At 61.8% G+C, this 13,912-nt stretch carries 12 protein-coding genes, 1 tRNA gene and 1 pseudogene; 11 read left to right on the forward strand and 3 right to left on the reverse strand.

Going from position 1 to position 13,912, the window contains the following annotated elements; all coding sequences use genetic code 11:
- Positions 1-195: 195 nt before the first annotated feature.
- Positions 196-1,395: an LL-diaminopimelate aminotransferase gene (locus WBP07_RS11975; RefSeq protein WP_395391271.1), complete on the forward strand. Its 1,200-nt coding sequence runs from the start codon at positions 196-198 to the stop codon at positions 1,393-1,395.
- A gap of 308 nt (positions 1,396-1,703) precedes the next feature.
- Positions 1,704-2,285 (forward strand): DNA-binding response regulator, encoded by a 582-nt coding sequence (locus tag WBP07_RS11980; RefSeq protein ID WP_395391272.1) that lies wholly within the window; start codon positions 1,704-1,706, stop codon positions 2,283-2,285.
- A 128-nt stretch (positions 2,286-2,413) separates the two neighbouring features.
- Here the strand turns inward: WBP07_RS11980 and WBP07_RS11985 are convergent, their stop codons facing one another.
- Positions 2,414-2,941: a molybdenum cofactor guanylyltransferase gene (locus WBP07_RS11985; protein ID WP_395391273.1), complete on the reverse strand. Its 528-nt coding sequence runs from the start codon at positions 2,939-2,941 to the stop codon at positions 2,414-2,416.
- A 191-nt stretch (positions 2,942-3,132) separates the two neighbouring features.
- On the opposite strand from WBP07_RS11985, the gene WBP07_RS11990 reads away from it, so the two are divergent.
- The 6 genes from WBP07_RS11990 (at position 3,133) to WBP07_RS12015 (ending at position 7,749) form a co-directional block, all read left to right on the forward strand.
- A tRNA-Cys gene (locus WBP07_RS11990) sits at positions 3,133-3,206 on the forward strand.
- A gap of 312 nt (positions 3,207-3,518) precedes the next feature.
- On the forward strand, positions 3,519-4,685 hold the full coding sequence (locus WBP07_RS11995) for a hypothetical protein (protein ID WP_395391274.1): 1,167 nt from the start codon (positions 3,519-3,521) through the stop codon (positions 4,683-4,685).
- A gap of 96 nt (positions 4,686-4,781) precedes the next feature.
- A complete protein-coding gene (locus WBP07_RS12000) occupies positions 4,782-5,687 on the forward strand; it encodes an SIS domain-containing protein (RefSeq protein ID WP_395391275.1) in 906 nt (301 codons plus the stop codon).
- 3 nt (positions 5,688-5,690) lie between these two features.
- Complete coding sequence (locus WBP07_RS12005; protein WP_395391276.1) at positions 5,691-7,001, forward strand: cytidylyltransferase domain-containing protein; 1,311 nt, start codon at positions 5,691-5,693, stop codon at positions 6,999-7,001.
- A gap of 188 nt (positions 7,002-7,189) precedes the next feature.
- Positions 7,190-7,357, forward strand: coding sequence for a hypothetical protein (locus WBP07_RS12010; protein ID WP_395391277.1), 168 nt, complete (start codon positions 7,190-7,192; stop codon positions 7,355-7,357).
- A gap of 146 nt (positions 7,358-7,503) precedes the next feature.
- Entirely contained in the window at positions 7,504-7,749 is a 246-nt protein-coding gene (locus WBP07_RS12015) for a hypothetical protein (protein ID WP_395391278.1), read from the forward strand.
- Here the strand turns inward: WBP07_RS12015 and WBP07_RS12020 are convergent, their stop codons facing one another.
- Together WBP07_RS12020 and WBP07_RS12025 are read right to left on the reverse strand one after the other, a co-directional pair.
- The gene (locus WBP07_RS12020; RefSeq protein WP_395391279.1) at positions 7,750-8,055 is read right to left on the reverse strand and encodes a hypothetical protein; all 306 of its coding nucleotides are present in this window, start codon (positions 8,053-8,055) and stop codon (positions 7,750-7,752) included.
- Positions 8,056-8,085: 30 nt separating this feature from the next.
- Positions 8,086-9,291 carry a hypothetical protein gene (locus WBP07_RS12025; RefSeq protein ID WP_395391280.1) on the reverse strand — a complete coding sequence of 402 codons (1,206 nt, stop codon included), beginning with the start codon at positions 9,289-9,291 and terminating at the stop codon, positions 8,086-8,088.
- Between the two features lie 125 nt (positions 9,292-9,416).
- Here WBP07_RS12025 and WBP07_RS12030 point away from each other — a divergent pair, with 125 nt between their 5' ends.
- The 3 genes and pseudogenes from WBP07_RS12030 (at position 9,417) to WBP07_RS12040 (ending at position 13,853) form a co-directional block, all read left to right on the forward strand.
- A complete protein-coding gene (locus WBP07_RS12030; protein WP_395391281.1) occupies positions 9,417-11,966 on the forward strand; it encodes an HAD family hydrolase in 2,550 nt (849 codons plus the stop codon).
- Between the two features lie 547 nt (positions 11,967-12,513).
- A pseudogene (locus WBP07_RS12035) lies at positions 12,514-13,004 on the forward strand (transposase); the annotation flags it as partial.
- Between the two features lie 549 nt (positions 13,005-13,553).
- Complete coding sequence (locus WBP07_RS12040; RefSeq protein WP_395391282.1) at positions 13,554-13,853, forward strand: hypothetical protein; 300 nt, start codon at positions 13,554-13,556, stop codon at positions 13,851-13,853.
- Positions 13,854-13,912 lie beyond the last annotated feature (59 nt).

Here is a 13,912-nt window from a genome sequence, read left to right on the forward strand (position 1 = left end):
GGACGGATCCGTTGCGAATCCCCTCGCCTCCATTCCTATCGACTGCCCTGCCGCTCGCCAACCGGACAAAAACTTGCGCGTCTCCCCGATTTCCCATCACACGATTGCGCAAGCCCCATTTGCGCGGGGGCTTTATTCCCCTACAGGGAACGGCGCGGCACTTTTCGCCGTGTGTTTTATGGATTCACAGAGGTCATGGAAGACGAGTTCTACCGCATCAAGCGCCTGCCGCCCTACGTTATCGCCGAAGTCAACGCGATGCGTCACGCGGCACGCCAGGCGGGCAAGGACATCATCGACCTCGGCATGGGCAACCCGGACCTGCCGCCGCCCGCGCACGTGATCGACAAGCTGTGCGAAGTGGCCCGCAAGGAAGACGCCCACGGCTATTCGGCATCCTCGGGCATTCCCGGCATCCGCAAGGCCCAGGCCAATTACTATGGCCGCCGCTTCAACGTCGATCTCGATCCCGAGACCGAAGTGGTGATGACGATGGGTTCGAAGGAAGGCCTTGCCAGCCTCGCCACCGCGATCACCGCGCCGGGCGACGTGGTCTTGGCGCCCAACCCCAGCTACCCGATCCACACGTTCGGCTTCATCATCGCCGGCGCCACGATCCGCTCGGTGCCGACGACGCCGGATGAGCGCTATTGGGAATCGCTGAACCGCGCGATGGCCTTCACGGTGCCGCGCCCGTCGATCCTGATCGTCAACTACCCCTCGAACCCCACGGCCGAGACGGTGGACCTGGCCTTCTACGAACGTCTGGTCGCCTGGGCGAAGGAGAACAAGGTCTGGATCCTGTCCGACCTTGCCTATTCGGAACTCTATTTCGACGGCAATCCGACCCGGTCGATCCTGGAAGTGCCGGGGGCCAAGGACGTGGCGGTGGAATTCACCTCGATGTCGAAGACGTTTTCGATGGCCGGCTGGCGCGTCGGCTTCGCGGTGGGTAACCCGAAGCTGATCGCCGCGCTGAAGCGCGTGAAGTCCTACCTCGACTACGGCGCCTTCACGCCGATCCAGGCGGCCGCCTGCGCCGCGCTGAACGGCCCGCAAGACATCGTCGAGAAGAACCGCAATCTCTATCAGAAGCGCCGCGACGTCATGGTCGAGGCATTCGGCCGCGCCGGTTGGGACATTCCCAGCCCGAAGGCATCGATGTTCGCCTGGGCTCCGCTGCCCCCCGCGCTGAAGGAAATGGGCAGCCTGGAGTTTTCCAAGCAGCTGCTCACCCATGCAGAGGTCGCAGTCGCTCCCGGCGTCGGCTATGGCGAGGACGGCGAAGGCTTCGTGCGCATTGCCATGGTGGAGAACGAGCAGCGACTCCGCCAGGCCGCGCGCAACATCAAGCGCTACCTTGTCTCGATGGGGGTCAACACGCCGGCAGCCTGACAGGGGGCAACAATTGCGTGCAGTAGGCCGCATATCGCCCAATTTGGTGGAAAATCCCCACTAGAATTGTCTCGTACTGTAAAAATATAGGTATTGTTCCAGTGCCCTTATCCGCCCAGGATAGGGGCACCGGATCACCGTTTAGCCTTGCGGAATAGGGGGGGGGAATGACCTATCTGGGCAAGAGCGAATGTCACGCGCCACGTTTTCGGTGGCTTACGCAACAATCCATCCCGGATCGAATCGATCTGCGGCGTTGTGGATGGATTCTCGAACTTGATGAGCAGCCATCCGCCGATTGCATCGGCGTGATCGACGTGCTGGGCCTCGATGCCCAGCAATGGCTGTCGCTGCTGGGCGACCTGCCTGCCGACCGTCGCCGGACAGTCCTGGTGACTGGCGTCAGCCAGGCGTGCGAACGCACGTCGCTGCTCCATGTCGGCTTCGGCGACGTGGTCACCGATGGCATAGAGCTGGAAGAGCTGGACGCACGCGCCAGCCGTCTGGCCCAATTCGCACAGTGCCTGCCACGCCGGCGGCGCATCGGCCGCCTCATGCTGGACCTATTGGCCCGCGAAGCCTTTGGCGATGGCCAGCCGCTGAATCTCAATCCGCGGGAATTCGCCCTGATCTGGCGACTTGCCGATTCGCTGAACGAGACGGTGAGAAAGGAAACGCTGATCTACGACGTATGGCGCATGGGATTCGTGCCTGAGACCAACAGCGTGGCCGTCCACATGTCCCGCCTGCGCCGCAAGCTGACCTTCGTGGGACTTGCCGGCGTCATCGAAACGTCGGCGAACGGGGGCTATCGCCTGGCCATGCCTTCGGCCGACATTCCTCCAGTGGGGCGGCCCATGGCCCCCATGGCGGAAACGCTCTCGCGCTGACGCATGCCTCGGCCGAAAGTGTTTTGGCCTGAGGCATGTTGGAAGGGGTCGTTTCGGGCGCGGTCGCATGCGATGGCATGGCCGCCCGCCCGGAAACGCCGTCCGGCCGGACACCATCGCATGGGACCTTATCCTTTCCGGGCCGCCAGAGCGGCAAGGTCTTCCGGCGTGTTGATGTTTGCGATGGGGAGCGGCAGCTCAACCATGCGGGCGCCGACCAGTTCGGCAAAGCGCCTCATGGAATGAACCTCGTCGCGATGGAGCAGCGCTTCAAGATCGGCGGTTGCGGTAACCGGCCAGAGCCCGATGATCGGCTGCGCGGCCAGACAGGCCGGTGCCGCCCCCAGCCGCTCAAGCAGGTCGTCGGGCAGCAAGCCGCCGTCCACTCCGCACGAAAGCACCCAGGCATAGTCCTCATCCTGCGCGAAGCGCATGGCCGCCGCCAGACCACCAAGCGGCCCCATGCCCGCCTGTGGCCAATCCGGCAAAGTGGGCGCGGGCGCTTCCCCGCGCCCCGTCACCACGACGTGTTCGCACCAGCCCGACAGGGCATCGACCGCAAGCGCCAGCAGACTGTGCCCATCCAGCTCTGCCAGGGCCTTGTCTCTGCCGAACCGGCTGGATCGCCCTCCGGCTAGAACCGCTCCGAGAATCATGGCCTGGCTCCGTGGATTGAGGGAGAGGATGGGCGGGAGATCGAGGCGCGATCCGGGCCTCCGTCAAAATCCCGATCCGGGTAACAAGTTCCCACGCCCAGGCGAAGCTGTCGATGAAATTCGCCGCAAACGTGAATCCCGGTTGCGCCTGATCGAATCCCTCGTTAGAGGCGCACTCCTCCACACCGGATGGCCCGATGGCGGAGTGGTGACGCAGCGGACTGCAAATCCGTGCACGCCGGTTCGATTCCGGCTCGGGCCTCCATTCTGCATCCGAAGCCTTGTATCACAGGCACTTCGGAAGGCGTGAGCGCCCCGCGCTTCGGTTGGACATTCCTTTCGCACAAGCATGTCAACTGATGCTGTCGCATCCGTGCAAGCCGGGCGGCAGGCTGAACCGCATCGATGGCGGTTTTCAACCGTACAGCGCGCCCTTCCTCCCGGCGCCCAACTAGGCAATTTTTGCCACCTGCGACCGCGTCCGAGAACCTCATCCTATAATGCGGCATAGCGACCGCATTTCGCCCCCGGAAATGCTGACAGCATCTCTGTTCAAACCTGCAAGCGAGGGCGCTGCGTGAAAATTCTCTTCTACTTGCCGGTGATCACCCCTTGGTGGTTCGACAATATAATCGAGAGCCTGATCAACCGGCTGGTCCATGAGCACGAGGTTCACATCCTTGCCCCGGTTCCGTGGAAGGGCACCGGCATCGGGCAGCGCGAGCTTGAGGCCATGGCGCATTTGCCACAGGTCCAATGGCATATCGTCAATGACGCCAGCCATCCCTCCATGCGGACCGACGCCACCGAGCGCGCTGCGATCGTCGATTTCGTCAAGTCGCTGGCGCCGGACTACGTCTTCTGTCGATCGGCGGACTGCGCGACCGTCCGCGAATTTCCAGGGATCGTCCGCCATCTGATGGAGGGCGGCGCGGCGCCGCTATCGCTGCCGCCCGATTGGGTCATCCTGCAGGAAGACCCTTTCGATCACGGCCTGCTGCCGGACTTCGACGGCGATAGCCGGGGCGAACTCGATGCCTTCATCGCGCCGCTCTGGACCGCTATGCAGGAGCTTACGCGCCCCACGCCGCAAATCCGCGAGGAATTCCTTCGGCTGGCCAGCCTGCCCACCGACCGCCCGATCGTGGTCGTTCCGCTTGAGTACGAGCATGAGGAAAACTTCTTCCCGATCCATCGCGTGGGCGCTGCGCCCAATCGCGCGCTGATCGCGGAACTGGCCGAAAGCATCGACGATTCCGTCTTCCTGGCGATCACCAACCACCCACTGAATGTGAAGCATGTCGATAACAGTGCTCTTGAGGCAGAGATCGCGTCACACGGCTCGCGGATGCGACTACTCCCCAGCGAAGCGCATAACGGCGAAAACAACACGTCCATGCTGGCTTCCATTGCGGACGGCATGATCGTCGGCGATTCGAAGGTCTATGCGATGGCGGCCTTCTTCGGGACGCCAATACTGCGCCGTACGAAGTTCAAGACCGGCGAATGGCTCAATGCCTACTCCGATCTGAAAGTCTTCCTGGCCGACATCGCCGCCGGCAAAGCCCGCCGTCCCAATCCCGAATTGGCGCAGACCTGGTTCGCCTTCCACATCGCCAGCAGCGTTCTGGATCCGAACGATCCCGATCTCACCGCCGCCGGCATTCTGGAGCGGCTGGATCGTCCCGTCGATCCCACGCGCTGGCACCGCGCCTTCACCCATTTCGACGCCACGGCCGTATAGGACAACCACATGAATGCCCTAACCGCCATTTCCCCGACTTCGCCCGATCTCGCGGCCGCCTGGTTCCGCGATGTGATCGCGGCGGAGCGGAATGCCTTGTCGGATTTCCTGCACCATCCGCTGCCGGGCATTTCCGACGCCGTGACGCTGATCGCACGGCAGGACCAGCCGGTGATCCTGATGGGCGTGGGCAAATCAGGGCACGTCGCCGCCAAACTTGCGGCGACGTTTTCCAGCCTGGGCACGGCCGCCTTGCACGTCAACGCCGCCGAAGCGGCGCACGGCGATCTTGGCGCGATCGTATCGCACAGCGTCGTGATCCTGCTGTCGAACAGCGGCGCGACCGAAGAGATCGTCCGGATCATGCCGCTGCTGAAGGCACGCGGCTGTTCGCTGATCGGCATCTTGGGCCGCGCGGACTCGCCGCTTGGCCGGGCGGTTGACCATGTCATTCCGGCCGAGGTCGAGCGCGAGGCGGACCACATCGGCATGGCGCCGACGTCGAGCACCACGCTGCATCTTGCTGTCGGCGATGCGCTGGCGGTTGCGGTTAGCCGTATGCGCGGGTTCACCCGCGAAGACTTCCTCCGGCACCATCCCGCCGGCCTGCTCGGCCGCCAGATGATCCCGGTGGCCAGCCTGATGCGCCAGGGGGAAGATCTGCCGAAGGTCAGCCGCACCACCTCCCTCGTTGATCTTCTCACCGTGATGTCGAGCAAGCGATTAGGCGCGGCCTGCGTCGTTGACCGGGAGGACCGGCTTCTCGGCCTGATCGTCGATGGGGACGTTCGCCGTTACTTCCAGTCCGGCAACGATATCCACACGGCCTGCGCCGAAGCGATCATGCAGGCCCCCCCCCAGACGGTCGCCAGCGACGCGACGGTCGGCGATGTCCTGTTACTCCGCAGCGCTACCTCGGCAGCCTGGCAAGTCGCGCCCGTCGTCGATGCCGCGGGGAAGCTCGTCGGCGTTCTGCGCACCAATGAACTCACACAAGGCTGAACCATGAAGATCGTAGCGTTCGTACCCGCCAAAGGTCACAGTGAGCGGATACCCGACAAAAACGTCGCCGTGCTGGACGGCGACTATTTGTTCAAGCGCAAGCTGCGACAGGCCTTGGATTGCTCGGCGATTACCGAAGTCTGCCTGGACACGGAATCGGACACGCTGGCAGACCTTGCCGCCGATCTGCCGGTAACCCGACTGGCCCGTCCTGCCACGCTGGCCAGCAATGCCACCGACGGCCATGAAATGTTCGCCTGGGAATGCAGCCAGCGCCCGGATGCGGACATCTGGATCCAGATCCTGTGCACCGCGCCGTTCGTATCGGCCGCGACCATTTCCCGCGCGATAGACGCACTTCTCGCAGATCCGGATGCGGACAGCCTGGTCGCCGCAACACGCGCCAAGCAATACTGCTGGGATGGCGGGACGCCCGCCTATGGCACCGGCCGCATCCCCAACAGCGTCGACCTTCCCGCCACGGTGATCGAGGCGATGAGCCTCTACATCGTGCGCAAGCCGGCCTCCGGCATCGTGCCCACGCGCCGCTTCGGCGCGCGGCCCATCCTGTTCGAACTCGATCCCATCGAACAGATCGACATCAATCGCGGATCGGACCTGACGATCGCCGAAACGATCGCCGCCGGGCAGCGAACCGCGGAAGTGACGCGGTTCCGCGCGATGATCTCGCACTTGTCGTCGACCGTGCTCGCCGACATTTGCAAGGACAAGAAGATACCGGCGATCCTGCCGCCCAACTTGCGCCCGACGAGCGGTGGCAAACTGCTGGGCCGGGCGAAGACGCTGGAGATCGGCGGCCTTGGCGCGAACGCGCCCGTTGATGACTGGAAGGGCATCTACAGCGCGCTCGATTCCTATCGCTTCGTGCGCCCAGGCGACGTCATCATGGTCGCCACCGACCGGCCGGACCGTGCCTATTTCGGCGATCTCAACGCGAATCTGGCAATCCGTTCCGGTGCCGTCGGCGCGATTGTGGACGGCACCACCAGGGATACGGCCGATGTGCGCGCGCTTGGCTTCCCCGTCTATGCCCGCGTCGCCCACTGCAACGACATCAAGTACGAAGGCACGGTCCGCGCCATGAACCGCCCGATCACGATCGGCGGCGTGCGGATTTGCAACGACGATGTGGTCTTTGCGGACGAAGATGGCGTGATCGTCATTCCGCGCGCGCGCTGGGACGAAGTCGAGGCTGCCGCGTGGGACGTGATGACCAATGAAGCCCGCATCCGCCTCTTTGCGGCGCGGGGCCGCGACGTTGGCGAGATTCTGGCCGAGTGCGGGGCATTCTGAAGAACGGGCAGGACTGAAGAAGGCGACGTTTTGCGGAACCGCGAAAGTCCATTCGCACTCCACCGCCGCGCGATTTCACCCCTGCCCTGCTGAGCACCAAATCTTCGCGGGCGGCCCACCGCCGCCCACGAAATTCACCTACAAAGTACGCATTAACCTTCTGGCTGTCCGGTAGAGAGGGGCCTTTCGTGATACCTAAATTCGGCCGCGCTCAATTCCTCGGACTGGACGATGCACCCGAAGGCGGCATCAAGTCCTACCGCGCCCAGGTCGCCGACGGCATGCGGCGCGACGGGCCGTTCAGGCGGCTGCGGTATCTGGCCCGCGCCAATTACGCGTTCAACTATATCTGGTAGTTCAAGACCCGTTCCAACGCCCCCCGCCAGCGTGGCGCGTCTTGGAAAGATCGAGCTCATCCTTCTTCATGCCCTTCTCCTCTCGCCGCCGCAAGACAGAACGCGCGTCCGAATTCGGCAAGCTCGACCTTCACTTTGAATCGGCCTTGCTGGACAGCGCGCTGGTGCAGCGCTTCGCCGCCGATCTTTATCGGCCGCAGCGGTACAACGAGCCCCATCGTGCCGATTTCCAGCATGTCGGGCGGCCGAAAGACAGCAATAGCCGGTTCCTCTACATGGAACCGCAGGTTCTTTTCGAGAACGAGCACTTCCTCGAAATCTGTTTCTCCCAACCGATGATCGATTTCTGCCGCGAGGTGCTGGGTCCGCGCGCTGCATTGACCTGGGCCTAGTCATGGATCAGCCAGCCGAGCAGAACGCCGTATCAAAATCAGAACTGGCACCGCGACGTTGCCGAGCCGCTCAACTTCATCCGCATCTTCATTCCGCTTCAGTCGATCGAAAGGACCGAACTTATCCCCGGAACCTCCGGCATGCGGGAATTCTATGAAATCAGGCAGTTTTCGGACAGGAAACCGGAAGAAACCAAGGTTGCCAGGGGCGCCGACGTGGTCTTCGCGGAGCCCGGTGACGTCATAGCGGCGGGCCCGAAGTTCAGGCAGAAGGCCGGTGATGAACGTCCGCGCGTCGTCGAGCAATTGAGGATCGGCTGCATCGCAGACGGCCGCTCAGGCGGCGGCCTGCGTGGTGGCCGGCATCGATCCGTTTGTCAGCCAATCGACAAAACTTTCGGCGTGGCGTGCCAGATTGGCTTCCCAGCGAGCCGGATCTACCGGGCGGTCGACACGGTCGAGCAGAGCCTTCAGCCCTTCATCGGGTAATTCGTTGGCTGCCAGCGCATTGTTGGCGTGATGGTAGCCGAGCCAGGTCATGGCATCCTCGCGGCTGGGCGCCCGGGCGGTGCCTGCAGCGATATCCGTGAGGAAGCTGGTGGTGTCGTCATAGACATTAAGCCAGTCTGCGGTCGCAAAGCGCGACAGGCGCAGGATCGGTTTTTCGAAAAAAGCGGCGTTGATGATCGACTTGGAATCCTGAACGATCGCACCGTCGCAATGGCGCAGCAGCCCACTGGTCAGCAGGTTCCGTCGTCCCGGCCCTCGTACGATGCGGACTTTGGCGGGGTCCATGTCGGCGATGCGCTGGACGGCGGTGGGATTGTACTGCTGCTGAATCGGATGGACGGTGATGGCGAGGAGGCTGTCATCGTCGATCTGTTCGGCCAAGGCCGCGACCAGCTTATCGTTGGTCATGCCGATGCCGTGGAGTACGTTGAAGAAGTTTTCCGGCCCGTCATACTCCAGGGGTACGGCGATGATCTTCCGATCGGTGGGCAGGCCTGCCGCGGTCAGATAAGTGTCGCGCACAAGCGGGCAATCGCCGCCGCTTGCGACGAGGCTGTCCCAGATGGGGCGTATATGCTCACGCAGCAGCACGTGCTGCGCCTCGGTGAGAGCGGGCAGCATGCCGTGATCATAAAGGCCACGTCCATCGTGGATCATGACCCATTCGTGGAACGGCATGTGATCAGGGACCAGCGGCATAAAGGTCGCTTCCATGATGAAACGGACCTTACCGGGAAAACGCGCAGGCGTCTCGACATCGGCGCTGCGGCAGAAGGTGTAGTCGGCGTCGATCTGGCGAACGAAGTCCACAAAGTCGTCCCGCGATGCCGGGCGCGTGCGATAGGAGGTATGGTCCGCGTCGTCGAGGATATGCCAGTGCAACTCGGGCATATACAGGCAAGTTTTGAGCATGGCATCCGTCAGGCCTGTTAGTCGCCAAGGCCCCGGCGGAGCAATGATATGGACTTCCGCCTCTTTCGCTGCCGTCCGGATCATGGGCAAGACGATGGTGCGGAACCAGTATTCGGTCACTACCGGAAGGTAAAATAAGATACGCAAGATAGCCTCCACCCTAGCTACACCCGGCAGCGTTGGGCGCGGGGATATTATAGGATGGCAGTTTGAATGGGTGGGGGGATGCGGCATTTTTTTTGCGCATGGCATCGCCCGCACCGGAGTGGCGGCGTTCCCTCTATATTGAGGCAAGACCGAGAACCGGGACCCCTCTCTGTTCTGCCCGTTTATATCCAGCCAGCCACACCCGAGGCCAGCCATATCCAAGGCCTATCGGAGGCCGGCCATATCTGAGGGATGCAATGTCCAAGACCTCCATCCGCGCCGCGGACCTACCCAAACTTCTCGACATCGTGCCGGAAGACCTCAAACTCGAATATCTCTCGCTCGATTGCTTCGACACATTGATTTGGCGTAACACAGAGTCTTGGTATGATCTCTTGTCCGACTTGCCACTGGCAGGCGGAGCGATCACGAGACGCCGGTTGGCCGAGACTCGGGCCCGCATGGTTGCGCCCGATCGCAACAAGCGCTTCGAAGTCACGTTGGACGAAATACACGCGGAACTGCTGCCAGGCGCGGGCAAGGACGAGCACGCCGCCATGGTTCAGGCGGAACTCGACGCCGAGGCACGACACTGCTTTGCCTTCGAGCCAACTCGCCAATTGATCCTCGATGCGAAGCGGCGGGGGCTCAAGGTAATCATCGTCTCGGACACCTATCTGTCTGAAAAGCGACTGCGCAGCCTGATCTCGGATGTTGGCGGAGCGGACCTTGCGGCGATGATCGATAAGATCTTCTGCTCCTGTGAGTATGGTGTGAACAAGCATGGCGGCCTGTTCCGTTTTGTACTCAAGGAACTCCGCATCCAGCCCGAGCAAATGCTGCACGTGGGCGACAATTTTGCCGCCGATCTTGCCGCGGCGCGTCAATTGAACATTCCCAGCGTCCATTTCGTACAGTTCGACACGCAGGCTCAGCAGCGTTTGCGTATGGAGGCTGCAGCGGCGAGCATCATCGATCCCGCTACGCGCGTCACCGTGCCGGCCTATCAACCGCACCGGGCGCAGATTGCCTTGCGGACCGAGGACGACCCAACCTATGCCTTTGGGCACGATATTCTCGGCCCGATCATGCACGGCTTCGCTTCGTGGATCCGCGAGGAAGCCGAAGCTATGGAGGCTGCGACCGGGAAGAAGGTTAAACTTCTATTCCTTCAGCGCGACGGCCATCTTCCGGCCAGGGCCTTTGCAGCGCTCCATCCCGATTGGGCCGAGCGGGCAGTCGAAGTCGCGATCAGCCGGGTTATCGCCGTCGGCTCCAGCTTCATCGACGAGGCCGCTGTCCGTGAACACATGACGCCGTGGCTGGTCCCGCACATCGAGAAGACGCTTGAGAAGGCTCTGATCTGTGCACGCCAGTTGCTGTTCGACGGAGAGGAGACTGCCAAGCTGCTGGAAGGAGACCTTGAAGGTTTCGGCAAGCGGGTGATGCAGGCTCACAACCTCAAGAAAGTGCTCAAGCGCTCGGCTGCGTTCCGCGAGCGCATGATGATCCACCTGCGCAGCGCCGGCGTCGAGCAGGGCGATGCGGTCATGATGGTCGACCTCGGTTGCAACGGGTCGGTGCAGAACGCTACCGAGACGTTCCTGCGAACGGACATGAAGCTGGATGTTGCCGGTCGCTACTTGCTGCTACGCGAACACGTGCCTTCGGGGCTCGACAAGAAAGGGTATTTCGACACCCGAAACTACGACTTCAACGTACTGACGACAGTTTTCAATTCGATCTCCACGATCGAGCAGTTCTGCACCATGTCGGTCGGATCAGCGCTTGATTACGACTCGGATGGCACTCCGATTCGTGAGATGACCAGCTTTGCGCCCGAGCAGCGCGAGTGTCGCAACCAAGGGCAGGAAGCCTGCCTCGACTTTATCCGCGAAGTGGGTAAGGGCTTCGTCAATCCGCCGCGTTCGAACGACAAGGACAGTCGTCGCCGCGCCGCGATGGCCGTCTTAAGCCGGCTGTTGCTGATGCCTGTGGAGGCGGAAGTCGGCATTTTCAGCAACTTCAGGCATGACGCCAATTTCGGTGTCGATGCGATGCTGGAAATGGCCAACCCCGAAACCGCACTGAGGAGCATCCGACGCCGCGGCCTTTACTATATGCGTACCGCCGGACGCACCTATGTGCCGGGCGAACTCCAGCAATTCGGGCTGCCGCTGAATCTCTCGATTTTCAGCATTCGCCGCTTCAACCTGGAATTCGCCAAGGGCGACGTGGATGTCGACGCGCTGCAATTGCCGATCCAGGTCTACGGCGGCGGTGAATCCGTAGCCAAGACGGTCGGCGCGCATCGTACGGCGGACGGTTTCTTCCGTGCCATCGTGCCGGTGGGCAGGGGTCAGTTCTCGATCGGTCTATTCCTGGGCCGCCTGTTCCAGTTCGTGCAACTCGAGGAGGTCAGCTTGCAGCCTGCCAGCAGCCTGACCACCGAGGATGCCACGCCCGTGCCCATCGTTACCGACGGCATGGAGGAAGTGGCACCGGGCCTCTATCGGATCGAGGCGCCGGAAGGCTTCCTTATCGTGCCCGCCGTGCCGAGCGAGGACCAGATGCTGCTCAGCCTCGTGTTCCGCCCGATCATTACCCGCGCCGAGGCGCAGGCGGTGGAGAACCGTCGGGTTGCCTGATTAGTGCCCCAAAATCCGTCTATGGCGGATTTTCAGACACACCCCAGAAAAGAGGCCATCCGGCATACGGGGCTGATGGAGCACGCGAGGGTTCGACATCAGCCCCGGTACAAGAGATTGATCAGCTAGGGTAAGCCTTCGGATAATCGAGGAAAGGAATGCGCAAGGGCTATCCAACAAAGCCCAGGGCATCCTTCCCTTTCTCGATTGGAGTGCTGCCTGTTGATTTTCTCCGAACGCTGGCCCTGACTCACATCTACTGCTGTTGAAAGCAAGCTCCTCCTGCAGCATTGGGAGGATCTGCCATGCATGGTCGATTCCAACGTGCGCGTCTGGCTCCTGATGGCTTTGCTGTTGTATCGGTACAAAGTGTTGGAGGTGATTTCCAGATTACACTCCGCTCACGGCGTGGTTCGGGTGTTTAGCCGGATAATGGGCGTCCAAGCCGACGAGTTCAGAGCCGTTATGCGTGGTCCGTTGGATCTTCCGCTGGCTGCGCGTCGCGCCGTTCTCGGCTTCCTGGCTTGCTATGGAAGACATACCCCAACGACTTGAGGCAATTGCCCACCTTCTCGGGTTGGCGCCCGGCGGCAGGCCTGGAGCCGAATTTGCCAAACACCTGATGATGCCCATGAGCAAGGACACCCTTTTGCGGGTGGTACGTCGGCGCGCCGTCGGTTCTCATGAGGAGCCTCGTGTCATTGGTATCGACGACTTCGCTTTCCGGCGAGGCCAGACATACGAAATGATTGTTTGCGATCTGGAACGTAGGAGGCAGGTTACCTGCCTGCCGGATAGGGCAATGGAGACATTGCCAAACACCCATCGATATTGATCGTCGCCCGAGACCGGACGGAGCGGTGGCTATGGTGAAGCGATCGCAAAAGGGCTGCCGCATGCCGAGCAGGTTGCCGATCGTTGGCATCTCATGAAAAATTCAGCCGAGCGTTCTTGGACGCCCTCCGCAAATCCATGCGGCAGATTAGGCAGGCGGTTGGCAGCAATGACATCGATCCCAAGCCTCCCACCTACGCCGAAGGCTCCAGTACGGATTGCAATGCTCGGTCAGGACGATCGCATGGCCCAGGATGCTTCCGGGAGGGCCCTTTAGCGCTGACGCCTCCCGGCCTCTGCCCCCTCGCCCAAGCGCGCTGTTCACCCGATGGGTTCAATGCAAAGTGGTAGCGCTTCCACTTTCGGTCGGCCGGAAACCATGTACCATTTCGGAGCATTTTCTCGCGCCAACTTCGGCGGGTCTTTTCGATCCCTTGGCATATGGGAGAAAGGTCCGGATCGGAGGTTTCATACAAGTGTTACATTTCCAATTTTCCACTTGGTAAAAACCCCCATACAGGCCCGGCAATCCGCTGATTTCCAAGCTTTTTCCAAACACCCCCCCGCGGCATAAAACCCATACGGGAAATCCCTTAGTTGGTTGCCCAGTATACGAAAGCCATTGGTCTTCTTGCTGGTCACTCCCAGGGTCCGAGGGGCGCGGACACTTCAAGCAATGCGGGATGTATTCTTGAGAGTTCAATGACGGAAAATTTACCTTTGGGGCGCGTGGAAAAGATTGACAGACATGCAATGTCGCAGATCGAATACCAGTTTTCTCTCAAACTGAGAGTGGATTCACCAGGCAAGCTCTGGCAGGCCGCAGCCTTGCGCTGCATGGCGCAGCCGGGGATCTGCGAGGAGGACGTGATCGACATGATCGGCCCGTCCGACGATCCGTCGATCGCCGACTGCCTGATGGTGCTGGCCCTGCCCGAGCATCTGCCCGGCTGCACGCGGCTGGACGTGGCGCTGGACGATCAGGGAGGGGATTTCCTGCCCGGACAGACGGCTGCCATGCTGGCGGGATGCCAGATCTCCGGCCGCAGCTGACCACCCTCCCTCAACGCAAGAGGCCCGCTTGGAAATGCGTGATGAACGCATTTCCAAGC

The sequence above is a fragment of the Novosphingobium oxfordense genome (genome assembly GCF_044029435.1).
GTDB lineage: Bacteria > Pseudomonadota > Alphaproteobacteria > Sphingomonadales > Sphingomonadaceae > Novosphingobium.

Bases quoted from the DNA above. Each gene is read 5' to 3' on its own strand.
- WBP07_RS11975 (WP_395391271.1), top strand. From the start codon at position 196: ATGGAAGACGAGTTCTACCGCATCAAGCGCCTGCCGCCCTACGTTATC.
- WBP07_RS11985 (WP_395391273.1), bottom strand. From the start codon at position 2,941: ATGATTCTCGGAGCGGTTCTAGCCGGAGGGCGATCCAGCCGGTTCGGC.
- WBP07_RS12005 (WP_395391276.1), top strand. From the start codon at position 5,691: ATGAAGATCGTAGCGTTCGTACCCGCCAAAGGTCACAGTGAGCGGATA.
- WBP07_RS12030 (WP_395391281.1), top strand. From the start codon at position 9,417: ATGGCATCGCCCGCACCGGAGTGGCGGCGTTCCCTCTATATTGAGGCA.
- WBP07_RS12040 (WP_395391282.1), top strand. From the start codon at position 13,554: ATGTCGCAGATCGAATACCAGTTTTCTCTCAAACTGAGAGTGGATTCA.